At 46.6% G+C, this 18,877-nt stretch carries 16 protein-coding genes; 14 read left to right on the top strand and 2 right to left on the bottom strand.

The features are described 5' to 3' along the window. Positions 1 to 43 precede the first annotated feature (43 nt). The 8 genes from ACXX53_RS01905 to ACXX53_RS01870 all read left to right on the top strand — a co-directional run bounded on the left by ACXX53_RS01905 (position 44) and on the right by ACXX53_RS01870 (position 10,566). Entirely contained in the window at positions 44 to 2,416 is a 2,373-nt protein-coding gene (locus ACXX53_RS01905) for an AraC family transcriptional regulator (protein ID WP_458566902.1), read from the top strand. A gap of 324 nt (positions 2,417 to 2,740) precedes the next feature. After that, the gene (locus ACXX53_RS01900) at positions 2,741 to 3,631 is read left to right on the top strand and encodes an ABC transporter permease (RefSeq protein WP_458567653.1); all 891 of its coding nucleotides are present in this window, start codon (positions 2,741 to 2,743) and stop codon (positions 3,629 to 3,631) included. A 54-nt stretch (positions 3,632 to 3,685) separates the two neighbouring features. Next, on the top strand, positions 3,686 to 4,576 hold the full coding sequence (locus ACXX53_RS01895) for a carbohydrate ABC transporter permease (protein ID WP_458566901.1): 891 nt from the start codon (positions 3,686 to 3,688) through the stop codon (positions 4,574 to 4,576). 34 nt (positions 4,577 to 4,610) lie between these two features. Continuing rightward, on the top strand, positions 4,611 to 6,323 hold the full coding sequence (locus tag ACXX53_RS01890) for an ABC transporter substrate-binding protein (protein ID WP_458566900.1): 1,713 nt from the start codon (positions 4,611 to 4,613) through the stop codon (positions 6,321 to 6,323). A 639-nt stretch (positions 6,324 to 6,962) separates the two neighbouring features. Then, the gene (locus tag ACXX53_RS01885; protein ID WP_458566899.1) at positions 6,963 to 7,337 is read left to right on the top strand and encodes a DUF423 domain-containing protein; all 375 of its coding nucleotides are present in this window, start codon (positions 6,963 to 6,965) and stop codon (positions 7,335 to 7,337) included. 29 nt (positions 7,338 to 7,366) lie between these two features. Then, the gene (locus ACXX53_RS01880; RefSeq protein ID WP_458566898.1) at positions 7,367 to 9,286 is read left to right on the top strand and encodes a putative bifunctional diguanylate cyclase/phosphodiesterase; all 1,920 of its coding nucleotides are present in this window, start codon (positions 7,367 to 7,369) and stop codon (positions 9,284 to 9,286) included. Between the two features lie 125 nt (positions 9,287 to 9,411). After that, entirely contained in the window at positions 9,412 to 9,714 is a 303-nt protein-coding gene (locus tag ACXX53_RS01875; protein WP_458566897.1) for a YunC family protein, read from the top strand. A gap of 411 nt (positions 9,715 to 10,125) precedes the next feature. Then, entirely contained in the window at positions 10,126 to 10,566 is a 441-nt protein-coding gene (locus ACXX53_RS01870; RefSeq protein WP_458566896.1) for a Dps family protein, read from the top strand. A 93-nt stretch (positions 10,567 to 10,659) separates the two neighbouring features. Here ACXX53_RS01870 and ACXX53_RS01865 read toward each other — a convergent pair whose 3' ends face one another. After that, complete coding sequence (locus tag ACXX53_RS01865) at positions 10,660 to 10,998, bottom strand: L,D-transpeptidase (RefSeq protein ID WP_458566895.1); 339 nt, start codon at positions 10,996 to 10,998, stop codon at positions 10,660 to 10,662. 329 nt (positions 10,999 to 11,327) lie between these two features. Here ACXX53_RS01865 and sufC point away from each other — a divergent pair, with 329 nt between their 5' ends. Genes sufC through sufB form a run of 5 tightly spaced genes read left to right on the top strand, consistent with a single transcriptional unit; the run spans position 11,328 to position 16,533 of the window. Then, positions 11,328 to 12,110 (top strand): Fe-S cluster assembly ATPase SufC, encoded by a 783-nt coding sequence (sufC, locus tag ACXX53_RS01860; RefSeq protein ID WP_458566894.1) that lies wholly within the window; start codon positions 11,328 to 11,330, stop codon positions 12,108 to 12,110. Between the two features lie 39 nt (positions 12,111 to 12,149). Further along, on the top strand, positions 12,150 to 13,463 hold the full coding sequence (gene sufD / locus ACXX53_RS01855; RefSeq protein WP_458566893.1) for a Fe-S cluster assembly protein SufD: 1,314 nt from the start codon (positions 12,150 to 12,152) through the stop codon (positions 13,461 to 13,463). Next, complete coding sequence (locus tag ACXX53_RS01850) at positions 13,460 to 14,686, top strand: cysteine desulfurase (protein ID WP_458566892.1); 1,227 nt, start codon at positions 13,460 to 13,462, stop codon at positions 14,684 to 14,686. The genes sufD and ACXX53_RS01850 overlap by 4 nt, the downstream gene beginning before the upstream one ends. Then, positions 14,673 to 15,113 (top strand): Fe-S cluster assembly sulfur transfer protein SufU, encoded by a 441-nt coding sequence (sufU, locus tag ACXX53_RS01845; RefSeq protein ID WP_458566891.1) that lies wholly within the window; start codon positions 14,673 to 14,675, stop codon positions 15,111 to 15,113. Before ACXX53_RS01850 ends, sufU begins: the two co-directional genes overlap by 14 nt. A gap of 22 nt (positions 15,114 to 15,135) precedes the next feature. Next, positions 15,136 to 16,533 (top strand): Fe-S cluster assembly protein SufB, encoded by a 1,398-nt coding sequence (gene sufB / locus ACXX53_RS01840; protein WP_458566890.1) that lies wholly within the window; start codon positions 15,136 to 15,138, stop codon positions 16,531 to 16,533. Between the two features lie 206 nt (positions 16,534 to 16,739). Here sufB and ACXX53_RS01835 read toward each other — a convergent pair whose 3' ends face one another. Then, complete coding sequence (locus ACXX53_RS01835) at positions 16,740 to 17,909, bottom strand: HD-GYP domain-containing protein (RefSeq protein ID WP_458566889.1); 1,170 nt, start codon at positions 17,907 to 17,909, stop codon at positions 16,740 to 16,742. A gap of 142 nt (positions 17,910 to 18,051) precedes the next feature. Here ACXX53_RS01835 and ACXX53_RS01830 point away from each other — a divergent pair, with 142 nt between their 5' ends. Beyond that, positions 18,052 to 18,876, top strand: a complete 825-nt coding sequence (locus tag ACXX53_RS01830; RefSeq protein ID WP_458566888.1) for an undecaprenyl-diphosphate phosphatase — start codon at positions 18,052 to 18,054, stop codon at positions 18,874 to 18,876. Position 18,877: the final 1 nt, after the last annotated feature.

Below are 18,877 nucleotides of genomic sequence, written 5' to 3'. Positions count from 1 at the left end.
GTGTTAGCAGTAACAGATGAAGCAGGCGAGAGGAGGTCTAGTCATGTCAAAGCCGCAGCGCACCACCAATCATGGAAACGGTTACATAAGCGAACGGATCGGCGCAGCCTGGAAACGCAAATGGATAGACCGGATATGGCTGCGCTTCTTATTGCCGTATCTGTTGTTCTTGGGGCTAACACTGTTTACGGGCTGGCTCGCTTATCATTCTACCATCGACGCGCTGGAGCAAGAGGTGCTGAATCGAAACGCCAAGACGCTTCAGCAAGCCCAAGTGTTGCTGGATGCCCGTTTGAACGAGGTGGAGTCGATTGTACAGCAAACGGTCGAGCATCCAAAGGTGAAAGGCTTTCAGGTTGTGCGCGAACCGTTCAAAGGCACGAACATGTTTAAGGTGATGTCAACGCGCTCAGCGCTAAGTGATTATAGTGCGAGCAATAAGTTTCTGCTCGATTACTTCATTGCTTTTAAGAACAGCAGACTGATCATATCGCCGGATCGAGTGCATTTAATAGATACATTTTATGATGATGTGTTGAAAGTGGAAGGCTGGACGCGGGATGAGTGGGAACAGAAGATTCTGAACTCCTACCATTCACGTGATTATTATGGCGCTGTGGAAATGAAATATGGAATCAATAAAGAGCCGATGATCGCTTATGTCAGATCGTTAGGCTATCCAGGCTACTACCCAGGCGCAGTCGTTGCGCTTATCCCGCACAAAGAGATTGAGAAGCTGCTGCCGGTTCAGCATGGCGGGTGGATTCAGATTGTCGGTGAGAATCAGCAAGTAATCGGCTCTAGCGGCACATTGCCAGCAAGAGAGGAAACCGCATTGCTAATAAGCAAGCTAGCTAATGAGCGCGAGCAATTTAGAACTCGTGTAGTCGGAGAGGAAATGCTGGTATCGCAGATCGTATCACCCAAGACGGGCTGGACGTTTGTTGCGGCACAGCCTACTGCGGAGGTGTTGAAGAGCGTTGAGGAGATGAAGCAGACGACCTTCACGCTCGTCGGATTGTCACTTGCGCTTATTCTCCTGCTTGCCTATTGGTTTTCACGGAAGAACAGCAGGCCGCTTGAACGGCTGTATGCGGATGTGCTTCCGCTAACGAAGCCGAGTCTGCCAGGCAAGCGCAAGGACGTGTTCACTTCACTGCGCGATGTGTACAGCGAGCTGCTGGAAACGACCAAGACGCTCAACCGCAAGCTCGCCGAGCGGCAGGAATATGCGCGGCTTGCTGTATTCGGCAAGTGGCTGCGCGGCGGGTACGCCTCCGACCAGCAGCTTCAAGCCTCGCTTGAACATGCGGGCTTGGATCGGCGAGCGAGCCGCTACGCAGTGGCCTTGCTTCAGCTTGGCTGGCACGGTGACGATTGGAGCCCATCCGTCTTGCATGAGATGGAGCTGAAGCGGCTTCAAGTGCTGGATGAAGCAGGAAGCTTCGGTCTTGTTCCATATGATGCAATCGATATCGAACAAGATCAGGTGGCGCTGCTCTTCTACGATATGAGCACGCCCGACAGCGGCGCCGCTGATGAAGCCTTCGACAGCGGCATTAGCCTTACGCTGATCGAGCTCAGCGAACGATTAAAGCAGCAGCACGTTACGCTCATCTGTAGCGTCGGCGGCATCGTAACGGAACGGCTCGACGTGCCGCGTGCGCTAGAGCAGGCGAGACAGCTGGCAGCATCAGCTGAGCGCGAAACCGATAAGGCCATCCTATGGTGGGATGAGCAATCTGTTTTGTTGTACAGTCTGTACTCCTACAGCGCGGACACCGAGCAGCGGCTCGTACACGCGATCCGTGCTGGAAACGAGAATAACACGGCTCAACTATTTCAGACCATATGGACTGACAATTGGAGCAAGCTGGAGATATCCTCTGTCATGAAGCAATGGCTCTTGATGGATGTATATGCAACACTCTTGAAGCAGTCCATTGCACTAGACATCCCATTGAAGCAAGATCCCGTTCACTTCCAGCAGCAGCTGATGAAGACAGGCGGTGGATTAACGAAGCTGTTCCGACTCATTGAAGCGGAGGCATTCCACTTATGTCATGAGGTTAATGAAAGAAAGCGCAGTCGCAATGAGAACCTGCTTGATGAGATGATGCGTTATATTCACGATCACATAGCTGATCCGTCGTTATCGCTAACCGCAATTGCAGATGAACTGCAGGTGTCAGAAGCGTATGTGTCCGCCTTCTTTAAAGAACAGTGCGGCATCAATTTCTTCGATTATGTTGAGCGCTTTCGACTATCTGCCGCCAAGGAAATGATGAAGAACGGTGCACCGCTTACTTCGATTGCGGAGCAGGTTGGATACAATTCACTCAATTCATTCAGTCGCGCATTCAAGCGTGTTCACGGCACTAGCGCTACAGAATATCGAAAAATGCATAGTCCCTAAAAACGGAATAATGCTATTTCTTAAATAATGCACAGGATATGAAAACGGCTTATTTTCGCGGGTTTCTCCTGCTTATATAATGGGTGCACGGCCATAGAAGGGCGTGCACCATTTGTTTTATGGTCAACAAGCATGAATGCGATTACATTCGTCAGCATGCTGTTGTCGTCATCATCTCTTGCATGTTGCTTCTATAATAGCAGCCGATTTCGTTCATCAGAATTGGAGGTGCAGCACATGCCGGCTTACTCGCGGCAAGAAAGGCCTGTTACCGAGAAGCAAAGGGTAAGGCCGCGTCAGCAATTAGCGAGCGCCGGTGCGTACATGAAGCGATCGTGGCAGCTGTATGCGTTGTTCTTGCTGCCGCTGCTGTATATTCTCATCTTCAAGTACGGACCTATGATCGGAGCTCAGATCGCATTCAAGGATTATAACGCGGTTAAAGGGTTGTGGGGAAGTGATTGGGCGGGTATGAAGCATTTTCTTCGATTCTTCAACTCGCATGACTTCTGGCGCATCATGAAGAACACGCTGTTCATTAGCCTGTACTCCCTTGTTGTCAGTACGCCGCTGCCGATCATGCTTGCCTTGAGCTTGAATGCGGTGCGCTTGCGATGGTTCAAGAACACCGTTCAGCTTGTCAGCTATGCCCCTCATTTTATATCGACGGTCGTTATCGTTGGACTTCTGCTGCAGCTGCTCGATCCGCGAGCTGGCATGATTAATCAGCTTCTTGGGCTGTTTGGTGTAGAGCCGATTCACTTTATGGGGAAAATGGAGTACTTTAAGTCCATTTATGTATGGTCTGGCGTATGGCAGCATATCGGCTTCTCGTGCATCATTTACTTGGCAGCGCTGTCAACCGTTGATCCGGCTCTTCATGAAGCAGCGGTATTAGACGGAGCGGGCAGAGTGAAACGGATCTGGCATATTGATATGCCGGCAGTTCTGCCGATTGCGATCATTCTGTTGATTCTCAATACAGGTCAGCTGCTGGAAACCGGCTTTGAGAAAATCTATCTGATGCAGAATCCGTTAAACTTAAGCACTTCAGAAGTGATAGATACGTATCTGTACAAGATTGGACTGTTATCTCAGGCTATGAATTTTTCCTATGCGACAGCTATTGGCTTGTTCAAATCTGTGATCTCACTCCTGCTGCTCATGACAGTGAACTATGCGGCCCGAAAAACAGGGCAAGAGAGCTTATGGTAAGTGCAATCCGGTTCCTTGTGATGAACATCTATATGCCGCGAAAGGAGGGAGCAGATGGACACATTCGCTTCGTCCAAAGGTGACCGTTGGTTCCACTGGATCAATAATGTGCTGCTCGGTGTGTTTCTCATTATCGTACTGTACCCCTTAATCTATGTGTTAAGCGCTTCATTCAGCTCGTCAAGTGCCGTCATCTCAGGAAAGGTCTGGCTCTGGCCTGTTGACTTCTCTACGGATGGTTATGCGGCGATATTCCGCCATCGAATGGTGTGGATCAGTCTGCAGAATTCAGTCATTTACACTGTGCTTGGAACGATCATCAGCTTAGTGATGACGATACTAGCTGCTTACCCGCTTTCCCGAGGGGACTTCAAGGGGCGTGGCTTCTTCAATCTCATGTTCGTATTCACCATGATGTTTAGCGGGGGCCTTATTCCTAGCTACTTGCTGGTGCGCGAGCTCGGCATGCTGGATAGCATCTGGGCGTTAGTCGTGCCTTCTGCGCTGTCAGTCTGGAATGTCATGATCATGATGACTTATTTCAGGACTAGCATTCCGAAAGAGCTGCAGGAATCCGCGCAGATAGACGGCTGCAATGATTTCAAATTCCTCTTGCGTATCGTACTGCCGTTGTCTGGTCCGATTATTGCAGTCATCACGCTCTTCTACGGGGTTGATATGTGGAACCAGTACTTTAATGCTCTGATCTTCTTAAAAACAGAAAAGTTGTTTCCATTGCAGCTTGTGCTGCGTGAAATCCTGATTCAGAATCAAATCTCTCAAGAAACGCTCGGCGATGTGAAGTTAGCAGCAGCCAGACAAGGTCTGCGTGAATTATTAAAGTATTCGCTTATTGTTGTTTCTTCTGCACCTCTGCTGGCCGTGTATCCTTTTGTCCAAAAATACTTCGTAAAAGGTGTCATGATCGGCTCCATTAAAGGTTAAGATTCTGTAGCTATGATGAAGGGGGAACTTATACATGCGTAAACGTTTGTGGTTCACGCGTCTGTTCGCTGTACTGATGTGTACGGCATTACTAATGTCTGCATGCTCCAGCAATAAAGGAACGGAGCAGGTTCAGCCGGTAAAGGAAGAGAAGCAAGAAGTGAAGAGTGAAGAGAAGAAGGAAGAAGCAGCAGCGCCGATTGAGAAAGGCACTTTCCCGCTCTCCAAAGAAAAAGTGACGTTAAAGGTTATGATCCCTTCTAATTCCTTAGTTGAAAATTTTGAGACCAACGAGTTTACGAAGTGGTATGAAGAGAAGACAAACGTTAAAGTAGAGTGGACGATCGTGCCTGAGCAAAGCGCGCAGGAGAAGCTGAATCTGATGCTTGCTTCCAACGATTATCCCGATGTCATTATGGGCTTTGGAGTGACGCCTGCACAGCAGATGATATACGGCAAACAAGGTGTGTTCCTACCGCTTAACGAATATATCGACAAGTACAGTGTGAACCTCGTGAAGGCATTTGAAGAGAATAAGGTCATCAAGCCTTCGATCACAGCTCCAGACGGCAACATCTATGCGCTTCCGGAAATCAATGATTGCTATCATTGCTCCATGGCGCAGAAGATGTGGATCTATAAGCCTTGGCTGGATAAGCTGAATCTGCAGGTGCCGACTACGACAGAAGAGCTGTATACGGTGCTGAAAGCGTTCAAGGAGAAGGATCCAAACGGCAACGGCAAACCGGATGAAGTGCCGCTCTCCGGCGCGCCGCGCGGTAAGGGGTGGCTGTCATCCATCGATGGATTCATCATGAACGCATTCGTCTACAACTCCGTATTCAATGAATCGCGCTACCATATGTATATTGAAAACAACAAGGTACAGGTATCCTATAACAAGCCTGAGTGGCAAGAGGGCTTGAAATATTTGAATAAGCTGTACAGCGAAGGATTAATTGATCCGCAAGTATTCACGCAGGATGGCGATCAGCTGCTCAAGTTAGGCGAGAATGCCGAAGTTCCTCTGTTGGGCGTTGCTCTTGGAGGTCATCAGGGCATGTTTACACAGATCGCGGGCGAGAGCGGGCGCTGGTTGGATTATGTGACCGTACCAGCCTTGAAAGGTCCAAACGGTGTTCAGTACGCAGGCTATACTCCGTTCGGTTACTCCGTGGGCAAGTTCTTGATTACGAAAAATGCCAAAGATCCTGAGCTTGCATTCCGCTGGGCAGACGGCTTCTATGATGAGGAAACTTCACTGCGTACAACCATCGGTCGTCCGGATCAGGAGTGGCGCGCAGCTAAGGAAGGCGAGATCGGTATCAACGGCAAGCCAGCGAAATGGGCAAGATTAATGGAATACGGTCAGATTCAAAATATTCACTGGGAGCAGACAGGTCCGACTTATCGTTCCAATGACCTACGCTTAGGTGAAGTTGCGCCTAATGATGGCAAGCCGAATCTCGAAGTGATTCTATATAATGAAACGAAGAAGAATTACGAGCCATACAGGCCGGATGCAAGCATGGCGATGCCGCAGCTGTTCTTTACGGATGAGGAATCTTCCGAGCTCTCCGACCTATCGAAGACAATCAATGACTATGTGGATGAGATGATGGCGCGGTTTGTGATCGGGGATGCAGATATTGAGAAGGATTGGGACTCCTACTTGCAGACGCTTGACAGCATGAATCTGCCTCGATTTTTAGAGATTTATCAACAGGCGTTAGACGCTAGAAAATAAAACCTGAACCATGAATAACAGACTGATGACAAGGTGCGCTCGAAAGGGTGCGCCTTGTTTTTACGTTGGGCGAAAGTGTATATCTTTAAGTTTACATTTATAGTTTTTCCCCGTTACAGCGGGAGGAACTCGCAGGTTAGATGAGATAACGGAGAAAAACCATGTTACAGTGAAGAGGCACTGCAGAGATGGTGATGTTCGCGTGAGATAACCGGTTATTTCCCTGTTACAGCGGTAGAAACTCGCAGGTTAGATGAGATAACGGGGAAAAACCATGTTACAGTGACGAGGCGCTGCACAGATGGGCCGGCTCGCGCGAGATAACAGGTTTTGTTCTATAAATCATTTACAGTTGAATAAAATGGTTATTATTTTGAATAAAAATCACAATGGTTCATTCGGAATATCTTCCTTTTAAATCGTTACCTGTTATAATAAAAATAATCTCGATTCTCCATAATAAAGATCGATAATTGTCGAAAATATTAAATCCCCTTCAGTTCTTTAGACTCATCAACCTTTCCCAGCATTGTTGCACAAATCATTATGTTTCATCTAGAATATGCCTATAAGATCGTATAAGATAGAATTGTTTTGTAGTTATAATTACCTATATATATATAATAAGGAGCTGACAGTATGCTACATCGTTATACCTTGATTGGAAGTATTAATGCGGGTTTATCTGTCGCATTGGGTGCTTTTGGCGCGCATATTTTGCAAGATATGTTGACAGCTGAGCGTATGGCTACTTATGAAACAGCAGTGCAGTATCATATGGCTCATGCGCTTGCGCTGCTGTTAATTGCGCTGCTGGCCGATCGATTAAAGGATCAGACGAAGGTTCTGTGGGCGGCAAGGTTAATATGGATCGGGATTATTATTTTTTCTGGAAGCCTATATCTATTGTGCTTCACTGGCCTCGGAATACTCGGAGCTATCACGCCGATTGGAGGCGTTGCTTTCATAGCAGGCTGGGTGATGCTTGCATTGGCTGCTAAGCGACCTGCTTAACAGCGTAAATTCGAAGCCTGGAGGTAGAGATGCGTTTGAAACCCATGGATGGAGTGCAACTATCTGAACTGCAATGGAATGCAGAGCACATACTGCCTAGATATTGGACGAGAATTATGTTAGGAATCATTGTAACGTTCAGCCTGGTATTGTGCCTGTTGGCTGACGGATGGCTTCGTACAGTATTAATTCTGTTTACGCTAGTGCTAATAGGTTATGGCATCATAATAGAGCGAAGTCTTGCTGCTTCTAAGCACCATACTGAGCTCGATCAAGATATCCATTTCTGGGAAAAATATATGGACAAGATGCCTCTTCCGACACTGCTGATGACAAGGCAAGGGGAGATCGTGATCCTCAATGCTGTCTTTCGTGACAAGAGCGGATTCTCAGCGGAACAAGCTGATCCCGTCGTGACAACGCTCTTTGAAGAACGATCGGTGCATGCGCTGCTATCAACCTTGCAGCAAGTAACGGAAGATGGAATGCCTAAGCAAGTTGAGCTGACCAGCTATCATTCTCTGGGTTTTCGTCAGGATTGGCATGCAGGAGTGATACCGTCACCATTTCGTCAATGCGTGGATTCTGAGCTCATCATGGTCTATATGCAGGATAATTCGACCTCTCGCCATATGGCTGAGAAGATTCATTATATGTCTTATTATGATGATATGACGGGTCTGCCTAATCGCAGGATGTTTATTCAGAAGCTGGAGGAGTCGATCAACAGCGCCAGGAAGGAACATTTTTCAATTGCGGTGCTCTATATGGATCTTGATCGATTCAAGCGAATCAACGACACCTTCGGTTCTGATTTTGGTGATATGCTGCTGATGCAGATTGCGGATCGGTTGCTTCGATCGATGACAGACAATGATTTCCTAGCCCGCATGGACAGTGATGAATTTGCTTGCTTTATGAGCTACACCTCAACAGAGGAGGAAGTGGCAGGACGTGTCGAGCAATTGCTTGCGGTCATGCAAGAGCCGTTTGTGCTTGATGACATACCTGTGCACGTTACATTGAGTATCGGCGTAGTATCGGAACGAATACATATTGCTCCTGATGATAATGTCACGTTATTCATGAAGCGGGCTGACGCGGCGTTAGCGATGGTTAAGCAGCGCGGCAAGAACAGCTACCTGTTCTTTTCGCCGGATATGGATACACCTTCATTGGAACGGATCACACTTGAACATGAGATGCTGAACGGACTGCAAGACGGCCAGTTTGAATTGTATTACCAGCCACAGGTGGAGTTGGACACGAAGCAGATTGTCGGCGTTGAGGCGTTGGTACGCTGGAATCACCCAGAGCGGGGAATGGTACCGCCTGCAGAGTTTATCCCGTTAGCTGAGGAGAATGGATTTATTGTTCCACTTGGCGAATGGGTCATTCAAGAAGCATGTCGACAGAACAAGCAATGGCAGTCGGAAGGGCTGCCGCATATACCTGTATCGGTTAATCTATCCGTTCGACAATTCGAGCAGCATGATCTGATCAAGGTCGTTGAGCATGCGCTCACGGTAACTGGATTAAAGCCGCAGTATTTGGATCTGGAGATTACCGAAACGATGACGATGGATGTTTCTCGCGCACTGCGCGTGATGAAAGATTTGAAGCGTATGGGCGTAACGATAAGCATCGACGATTTCGGAACAGGGTATAGTTCTCTACTTTATTTGAAAAACTTTCCGATTAACCGTTTGAAGATTGATCGTTCATTCGTGAGAGATCTTGAGCAGGATCCGAATGATGCCGCCATCGTGTCAGCGATTATCGCGATGGGCCATAAGATGAATTTGCAGGTTATTGCGGAAGGCGTCGAGAATAAGGATCAAGTTGAGTTTCTTCAAGAGCATGCTTGCGATGAGCTGCAGGGATACTATTTCAGCCCGCCGCTTCCAGTCAACAAGATTGAAGCGATGCTCAGTACTCAAGTTCATTAGACATATCATACGAAACCCGCTGTTCCTTAATGGGACTGCGGGTTTGCTTCGTCATGTCGGTTATCACGAAATATTACGCCAATGCATACACATATACGGCAGATCATAAGCAAGGAGGGTATGCATTGGTTAATATTATTCCAATTGAGATTGAGGGACATACCGTGATCGGGGTAGAAGTGCTGCTGCCGAAAACGACACTGCTGTCGATATCGACAGATAAAGGGTACATCATGTGCGGCGCACTGGATGTCGGACTGCTGAATGATCGACTGAAGGAACGTCAGATTATTGCAGGTCGTGCTGTTGGAGTCAAGACTCTAGAGCAGCTCCTTCATGCGCCATTAGAGTCGGTCACCCATGAAGCGGAAAACCGTGGGATAACAGCGGGAATGATAGGGCGTGATGCCTTGTTGAAGATGCTATAATCAACAACACAAAAGTTTAAGGTCGGTTCAACTTCGTTTGAACCGGCCTTTTGTATATCGCAGGGTACTTTGGCGAAGCCTACATGAGGTAGTGCGGATATACGGATACATGATGTTAATTTTTACATGAAGATGGTTGGTGTAATTAATATCATTGGCGAAATGAGGACATGCGTTACAATTAGTAGGTGGATGTACAATTGGGATTATGTTCATATGTAGAATGTGGTCCAGTGATATGTGCTGCATCATCATTTGGATTGTTATCAAGTGGAAATGTCAGAAATAACCTGAATTTATTTCATGAAAAAGACTTGTTATATAATAATTATTAGTTTAGAATAATTATCAACAAGGAAATATTATTTAGTTAACAACTTAATTCAGACATATACTTAGGAGGAAATTATCATGACTAAAGCAGGACTTCAAACACAATTGAATCAACAAGTAGCAAACTTGAATATGATGTATGTGAAGCTTCACAACTACCACTGGTTCGTGAAAGGATCTAATTTCTTCACACTTCATGAGAAATTCGAAGAGCTGTACGATGAAATGACTGCAAAGATGGATGAAGTTGCAGAACGCCTGCTGACGATCGGCGGCCAACCTTATGCTACTCTGAAAGAGTATGTTGCACATGCAACTATTCAGGAAGCGGCAGGAAATGAATCTTCTGAGCAGATGTTGAAGCAGTTAATTGCTGACTTCAATCAGCTTGTGAATGAATTCGGTGCTGCGAGCAACGAAGCGGACAACCTTGGTGACAAAGTGACTGCGGATATGTTCGTGAGCATGTCTGCTGATCTTGAAAAGCATGTATGGATGCTTAGCGCTTATCTAGGATAAGAGTGCGACATTCAATCTGTGAAATAATCAACTAACTCAACCTAGAAAAGACGCATCCAGCACTCATGTTGGAATGCGTCTTTTATTATGATCTTAAGGCCTGATGGTAACTTTGGTACCGATAGGCACCAGACTGGCAAGCTGCAGCACGTCGGCATTGTACATTCGAATGCACCCGTGTGATACCTCATGACCGATGGAAGATGGATTATTGGTTCCATGAATGCCATAATGCGGCCTGGATAATCCCATCCAGAACGCACCGAACGGACCGCCAGGATTAGGAGCCTTGTTAATGATCGCATATTGGCCTGCAGGTGTTGCCGTCAGCATTTTCCCGATTCCAACTGGATATCCACGCACTACGGTATCATTATCCAACAGGTACAGCATCCGATCTGATAGATCAACGATGATACGGTAATTGGGCATAGATGCTTCTCTCCTCCCAATCTATTTCATTAGACTATGTCAATGACATTAGTAAAGTCACGAATTCAATCGGAAATGGGCGTATGACTGGTTATCTTAAGGTAATTTGTGGTGTGAATCATGCATAAGACGTGGTTAAAAGTGTTTTATTGCACTCGAAAGTTGAAAAGAACATAGGAAAGATTTAAAATTGTATTGAGAATCATTGAGAATCATTTTATAATAAATACAATGTGATAAATTTTATAGAAAAGTTCGAGCTGACTCGCATGGGTTATAAGCTCTTTACTTTAAAAAATAAACCATGAACATTTGGAGGTACATCACACATGGCAACTCAATTCGTCGTAGATGGTTTGAAAGCGACCATCGAAGGTAAAGAAATTCTCAAAGGTATCAATATCGAAGTTAAGGGCGGCGAAGTGCACGCGATCATGGGACCGAACGGTACAGGTAAGAGTACACTCGCATCTGCTCTGATGGGTCATCCTAAATATGAAGTTACAGAAGGCAGCGTATCTCTCAATGGTGAAGATGTGCTTGAGATGGCTGTAGACGAGCGCGCTCGCGCAGGACTGTTCCTAGCTATGCAGTATCCAAGCGAGATTGCAGGTGTTACGAACTCCGACTTTATGCGCAGTGCGATCAACGCTCGCCGCGGTGAAGGCAATGAGATCTCCCTGATTAAGTTCATCCGCCAGATGGAAGGCAAGATGAAGGAACTGGATATGAACCAAGAGTTTGCTCACCGTTATCTGAATGAAGGCTTCTCCGGCGGTGAGAAGAAGCGCAACGAGATCTTGCAGATGATGATGCTTGAGCCGAAGGTCGTTATATTGGACGAGATCGACTCCGGTCTTGATATCGACGCATTGAAGATTGTTGCGAACGGCGTTAACGCTATGCGCAGTGAAGATCGCGGGTTCTTGATCATTACTCACTATCAGCGTTTGCTGAGCTACATCAAGCCTGACTTCGTACACGTTATGATGCAAGGCCGCATCGTTAAATCCGGCGGACCTGAGCTTGCTGAGCGCCTTGAAGCTGAAGGCTATGACTGGGTTAAGGAAGAGCTCGGTATTGAAGATGAAACGGTAGGCCAAGAAGAATAGTCGCAGTAACGAACGAATGACAGGAGGAGCGATAGACCGATGAGTACCGAAACTGTATTGCCCGTAGACCGTGAAGCGGTCGCGGCTCTCTCCCGCAGCAAGAACGAACCGGCATGGTTAGCCGAGCTTCGTGTGCAAGCGTTGGAGAAAGCAGCAACATTGGGTTTGCCTAAATTAGAAAAAACGAAGATTGATCGTTGGAACTTGTCAGCATACGGACGACCTGCAGAAGTTCAAACGGCAGCAAGCTTCAAGGAGCTTCCTGCTGTAGTGCTTGAAGTATTGCAAAGCGCTGAGGCAGAAGAAGTTCACAATGTGCTCGTACAACACAATTCAGGTGTTTCATATAAACAATTGCAGCAAGAGTTGAAAGACAAGGGCGTCATCTTTACGGATCTGGAAACAGCTGCGCGTGAGCATGAGGAACTGGTTAAGCCGTATCTGATGCAAGCTATTAAAGCTGATGAGCATCAATTGGCTGCACTTCATGCGGCATTGTGGAACGGCGGAGCATTCTTGTATGTTCCTAAAAATGTGGAGCTGGATATTCCAGTGCAGGCTATGTTCTATCACGAGGATGCGGCAGCGACATTTGCACCGCACGTATTGATCGTTGCTGAAGCAAACAGCCGTGTAAACTATGTAGATAACTACATCTCTTCTTCCGAAGCTGCTCCAGCGGTACACAATGGTATCGTTGAAGTATTCGTGAAGCCGGGCGCTAAAGTGACTTATGCTTCTATTCACCATCTGAACAAGGAAACGGTAGATATCTCATTCCGCCGTGCCATATTGGAACAAGACGGTCAGATCGAATGGATCGTTGGCGAAATGCATGATGGCAATGCCGTCTCGGAGACGACTTCTATCCTGCAGGGCAATGGTTCTAACTCGGATGCGAAGGTTATATGTGTAGGTAGTGGCGAGCAGAAGCTCAACATTACGACGAAAGCTGTTCACTTCGGCAAGAGCTCTGAGAGCCAGATGATTACCCGCGCAGTAATGCGTGAATCTGCATCTGCTATTATCAACGGTATTTCGAAGATTGAGAAAGGCGCGACGAAAGCAAACGGCCAGCAGACAGAGCGTGTCTTGATGCTCAGCCCTAAGGCGCGCGGCGACGCTAACCCGATCCTTCTGATCGACGAAGATGATGTTAAGGCAGGTCATGCAGCTTCCGCAGGACAAGTGAATCAAGAACAAGTTTATTATATGATGTCGCGCGGTATATCCCGCTCGGATGCGGAGAATCTGATCATTCGCGGATTCTTGGCGCCGGTCGTATCAGATGTGCCTAACGAACAATTGCAGGCGCTCCTAAGACGTTACATCGAAAGGAAGTTAGGACAATGATCGGACGCGAGCTTCGTGAGCAATTTCCGATATTAAATCAGAACGTAAATGGATACCCGTTAGTATACTTGGACAGCGCGGCTACATCGCAGAAGCCAATCCGTGTGATTGAAGCTGTGAAGAAGTATTATGAGTGGGATAATGCTAACGTTCATCGCGGCGTACACACCCTAGGGTCACGTGCGACGGACGCTTACGAAGGCGCGCGTGACAAGGTGGCTCGATTCCTCAATGCGAAGAGCGCTGAGGAAATCGTGTTTACTCGAGGAACGACGACAGCGTTGAACCTTGTTGCTTCATCATATGCTCGCTCTGTATGCAAGGAAGGCGATGAGATCGTCATTACTGAGATGGAGCATCACAGCAATTTGATTCCTTGGCAACAGGCTGCGAAAGCAACAGGGGCTACGCTCAAGTATATCCCTATGCAGGATGACGGCTCGATCTCATTGGCAGATGTGGAAGCGACGATTACCGACCGTACAAAGGTCGTTTCCGTCGTACACGTTTCGAATGTCCTCGGACAAGAGAATCCTGTTAAGGAGATCGGGGAGATCGCACATCGTCATGGAGCCGTAATGGTAGTGGACGGTGCTCAGAGCACGCCGCACATGAAGGTGGATGTTCAAGATTTGAACTGCGACTTCTTCGCATTTTCCGGTCACAAAATGTGTGCTCCAACTGGTATCGGCGCATTATATGGGAAGAAGGCGCTGCTGAACAACATGGAGCCGATCGAGTATGGCGGCGAGATGATCGACTTTGTAGATCTATATGATTCTACATGGAAGGATGCGCCTAGCCGATTCGAAGGCGGAACACCGCTGATCGCAGGTGCTGTAGGATTAAGTGCCGCGATCGATTTCCTGCAGGAAATTGGGTTGGATACGATTCATCAGCATGAGCAAGCCTTGGCTGCCTATGCATATGATAAATTATCGATGATCAATGGAATTACGATATACGGACCTGAGCAGGAACGTGCGGGTCTAGTCACCTTTAATCTGGATGATGTTCATCCGCATGACGTAGCTACTGTATTGGATTCGAAAGGCGTTGCTATACGCGCGGGTCATCACTGCTGCCAGCCGTTGATGAGATGGCTGGAAGTCAGCTCGACAGCAAGAGCAAGCTTCTACTTGTACAATACAGAAGAAGATATCGACGCGCTCGTGAGAGCGTTAGTCGAAACAAAGGAGTATTTCAGCGATGCAATTGGATGATTTATACCGCAGAGTCATCATGGACCACTATAAGAGACCGCGTAACCGGGGAACGTTTGACGCGGACGCGGTAACGATCAACTTGAACAATCCTACATGCGGTGATCGTATATCCTTGCAGCTGCAGGTAGAAGACGATGTGGTAAAGGATGCTCGTTTCACAGGCGAGGGCTGTTCGATCAGCATGGCGAGTGCTTCTATGATGACTGAAGCCGTTAAAGGGAAGTCCTTAACAGAAGCGTTAGAAATCGCAGATCGATTCTCTGCTATGGTTAAGGGCGAAGACGTAGAATTTGAAGAATATGAAGATATAGAAGCGTTGTCCGGTGTATGCAAGTTCCCGGCACGCATCAAATGCGCAACTCTTGCATGGAATGCGCTGCGTAAAGGTGCAGACGAACCAGAAAGCAGCGAGCAGGACAAGTGACGGAAAAGGGAGGTAGACAGTGATGGCAGTTAATGGGCCGGAAATGGAAGAATATAAATATGGCTTCCGCGACAATCACCAAGCGGTGTTCCAATCAGGCAAAGGGCTGACGCCTGAAATTGTTAAGGAAATCTCGAAGATTAAGAATGAACCAGAATGGATGCTTGACTTCCGTTTGAAATCATTGGGTCAATTCAACAAGATGCCTCTCCCGCGTTGGGGCGGCGATCTGGATGAATTGGACTTTAACGATATTCAATATTATGTTCGTCCATCGGAGAAACAAGGTAAGACATGGGAAGAGGTTCCTGCTGAGATCAAGGAAACCTTTGATAAGCTCGGTATTCCTGAAGCGGAACAGAAGTTCTTGGCTGGTGTATCCGCTCAGTATGAATCTGAGGTTGTATACCATAGCATGCAGAAGGAGCTTGAAGAGCAAGGCGTTATCTTTATGGATACAGATACCGCGCTTCGTGAGCACCCAGAGATCTTCCGCGAGCACTTCGGTACTGTAATTCCGTTTACAGACAACAAGTTTGCGGCTCTGAACAGCGCAGTGTGGTCTGGCGGCAGCTTTATCTATGTTCCTAAAGGTGTAAAGTGTGAAATTCCACTGCAAGCTTATTTCCGCATCAACTCCGAGAATATGGGACAGTTTGAGCGTACGCTGATCATCGCGGATGAAGACAGCTTCGTTCATTATGTAGAAGGCTGTACAGCTCCGATCTACAGCACGAACTCGCTTCACAGCGCGGTAGTTGAGATTATCGTGAAGAAGAACGCTCGCGTTCGCTATACGACGATCCAGAACTGGGCACCGAATATCTACAACCTTGTGACAAAGCGTGCGGTATGTGAAGAGAATGCGAACATGGAATGGGTTGACGGCAACATCGGTTCCAAGCTGACGATGAAATATCCTGCAGTATTGCTGAAAGGCCGCGGCGCGAAAGGCTCCGTACTTTCGATCGCAGTAGCAGGCAAAGGTCAGCATCAAGACGCTGGTGCGAAGATGATTCATCTGGCGCCGGATACAACTTCGACGATCGTGTCGAAGTCGATCTCCAAGCATGGCGGTAAAGTAACGTACCGCGGTCTGGCTTCCTTCGGTCGCAACTCTGAAGGCTCTAAGTCCAACATTAAGTGTGATACGCTTATCTTAGATAACGAATCAACTTCAGATACGATTCCATACAATGAGATCATGAACGACAATATCCAGTTGGAGCATGAAGCTACGGTATCCAAAGTATCGGAAGATCAATTGTTCTACCTGATGAGCCGCGGTCTGACAGAAGCAGAAGCGACTCAGATGATCGTTATGGGCTTCATTGAACCGTTCACGAAAGAACTGCCGATGGAATATGCGGTTGAGATGAACAGATTGATCAAGTTCGAAATGGAGGGAAGCATCGGTTAACCCTGGTAAGGCGAGGGGTTCCAGCTTTCCTAGCGATATATAAATACGTGTCTGATGCGGTGGTCACGCTTATGTGGCCCCTTCACTCAGACACGTATTTTTTGTTTGCTCTAGATTTTTACAGTAAATGGCGCGTACAAAATGCAAATCCCCCTGGATAACCGATTGCACGGTGCTTCCAGAGGGATCAATAATTCATATGATGGCTACATATACACATGCTCAATTTCTACTTGTCTGACCAATGACAGATCGATAAATTCTTGATTGATCTGCACGAGAGGCTTGAAGAATTCCGTACTGTGGTTCATGATGATGGTTCCCATACGGCCATCGCTTAGCTTGACTCGTTTATGCAAGAAGTTCGGCAGCATCTGACGGATAAATACATGCGTCATTCTAGGATCAAGCTTGTTGAAGCTCATAGAGTACATCTCATTCAGAACACTGAATAAGTCTCGTTTCTCACGATATACTCGCGTAGAGATCATCGCGCTGTACACATCTGCAATCGCGACAATCTTGGATATATCATGGATCTGATCTCCAGTAAGCCCTTGAGGATATCCCGAACCATCAATTCGCTCATGATGCTGAAGCGCTGGTATCGAGAGCCATTCGTCGCTATAGCTGGAGCTTATGATCTGGTGACCAATTGTTGTATGCGCTTTAATTTGTTCGAACTCTTCATGGCTTAAGCTGGAAGGCTTATCAAGAATAGAGCGTTCGATTTGACTCTTGCCGATATCATGCAGGTATCCAGCCCTGCCGATACGAAGTGCATCCTGCTCGGAATAACCGAGCCATACTGCTAAATAATAGGACAGCATACTGACTTGAAGCGAATGCTGGCATATATAATCATCATCTGAAATGAGATGCAGCAGCAAGGAAACGACATCGCGTTCCTCATTAAACTGTTCGAGTATGGGTGAAATCGTACTCTCTACATCTTCATGACTAATCGTTCCCGTGCGAAGCGCATGATCAAACATATGGCTCGTGAACTTGACTGCCTCAAGATACTGTGGATAGAACTGCTTAATCGATGGATTCACATATTGTTCTGGCTCTAAGAGTACGGAATCCACAGGAACTGTCTCTGAAATCCCCGGGGAAGAGGTTGAGTTAGTTATCACATCTATATTAAGTTGAGGATTTAAACGTTCCATGATCTCTACCATATCAATGTGATGCCGAAGAAGTACATCTATATCCCGTTCTTTCAAGCAAGTGCCTGCAGATATAATCTTAACCCCAAAGTTATTGAATATATCCTTCAAAACAATATCTCCATCTCTCACTTGTAAAATATGAACCCGCATGATTTGGATCACCATTCCTAACTGAGAGTTGACTTCATGTATGATAATCATAGCAACAATACCAATAGCTTACAACAATTAATGTCTAAATACTAAATATTATGTCATATTTTTTAATGCTATTTGAGGTGCTTGTACTTCGACCTAGCTCATACAATTCATTATAAGCATGTACGACGAGGGGAAGTGTAATATGTTAACGATACTATTAGCAGTGCTGCTAGGTGTGGTTGAAGGAATTACAGAGTTTATTCCTGTTTCATCTACAGGTCATATGATACTTACCACCAGATTAATGGGGGTAGATGATCAGAGCGATCTGCTAAAAACGTTTGAAATTGTCATACAATTAGGGGCGATCTTAGCCATTACCGTTGTCTATCGAGAGCGGATTCAGAACATGCTTGGCATTGGTATTCGATCCGTGAAGCAAGGGAACAAAGAGAAGCGCAGTCTGAATCTATTACATGTGGCGCTTGGAATTGGACCTGCGCTAATCGTAGCATTTTTCGCGAAGGACTGGATCAAGCAGCTGTTCAGCGCTGAAACTGTGTTAACAGCATTAGCAGCAGGCGGCATATTCATGTGGGTCGCGGAATGGTATGGAGAACGTAAGCGGCCTAGTGCCAATACACTTGATGATATAACCTATAAGCAGGCATTTCTGATCGGACTATATCAAATATTGTCCGTATTATGGCCAGGCTTCTCTCGATCAGGATCAACCATATCGGGAGGCATGCTAAGCGGAGTTAGCTATCGTGCTGCTGCTGATTTTTCATTTTTAATTGCGATTCCAATTATGATATTGGCAAGCGGTTATGAGCTCTTGGATAGCTATCAACATTTCACATGGAATGTACTAGGTTTCTTTGCACTTGGATTTATTGTGTCGTTTATCGTCGCATATGGAGTTGTGGTCATGTTCTTGAATCATTTACAACGTATTAAGTTAAGATACTTTGCAATCTATCGCTTTATACTGGCAGGATTATTTTGGTGGTTTATTGTGAAATGAT

The sequence above is a fragment of the Paenibacillus marinisediminis genome, assembly GCF_054343325.1.
Note: the sequence above shows the minus strand (reverse complement) of the source record. Positions and strands in the feature narration are given on the sequence as shown.

Bases quoted from the DNA above. Each gene is read 5' to 3' on its own strand.
- ACXX53_RS01905 (WP_458566902.1), top strand. From the start codon at position 44: ATGTCAAAGCCGCAGCGCACCACCAATCATGGAAACGGTTACATAAGC.
- ACXX53_RS01900 (WP_458567653.1), top strand. From the start codon at position 2,741: ATGAAGCGATCGTGGCAGCTGTATGCGTTGTTCTTGCTGCCGCTGCTG.
- ACXX53_RS01895 (WP_458566901.1), top strand. From the start codon at position 3,686: ATGGACACATTCGCTTCGTCCAAAGGTGACCGTTGGTTCCACTGGATC.
- ACXX53_RS01890 (WP_458566900.1), top strand. From the start codon at position 4,611: ATGCGTAAACGTTTGTGGTTCACGCGTCTGTTCGCTGTACTGATGTGT.
- ACXX53_RS01885 (WP_458566899.1), top strand. From the start codon at position 6,963: ATGCTACATCGTTATACCTTGATTGGAAGTATTAATGCGGGTTTATCT.
- ACXX53_RS01880 (WP_458566898.1), top strand. From the start codon at position 7,367: ATGCGTTTGAAACCCATGGATGGAGTGCAACTATCTGAACTGCAATGG.
- ACXX53_RS01870 (WP_458566896.1), top strand. From the start codon at position 10,126: ATGACTAAAGCAGGACTTCAAACACAATTGAATCAACAAGTAGCAAAC.
- ACXX53_RS01865 (WP_458566895.1), bottom strand. From the start codon at position 10,998: ATGCCCAATTACCGTATCATCGTTGATCTATCAGATCGGATGCTGTAC.
- sufC (WP_458566894.1), top strand. From the start codon at position 11,328: ATGGCAACTCAATTCGTCGTAGATGGTTTGAAAGCGACCATCGAAGGT.
- sufD (WP_458566893.1), top strand. From the start codon at position 12,150: ATGAGTACCGAAACTGTATTGCCCGTAGACCGTGAAGCGGTCGCGGCT.
- ACXX53_RS01850 (WP_458566892.1), top strand. From the start codon at position 13,460: ATGATCGGACGCGAGCTTCGTGAGCAATTTCCGATATTAAATCAGAAC.
- sufU (WP_458566891.1), top strand. From the start codon at position 14,673: ATGCAATTGGATGATTTATACCGCAGAGTCATCATGGACCACTATAAG.
- sufB (WP_458566890.1), top strand. From the start codon at position 15,136: ATGGCAGTTAATGGGCCGGAAATGGAAGAATATAAATATGGCTTCCGC.
- ACXX53_RS01835 (WP_458566889.1), bottom strand. From the start codon at position 17,909: ATGATTATCATACATGAAGTCAACTCTCAGTTAGGAATGGTGATCCAA.
- ACXX53_RS01830 (WP_458566888.1), top strand. From the start codon at position 18,052: ATGTTAACGATACTATTAGCAGTGCTGCTAGGTGTGGTTGAAGGAATT.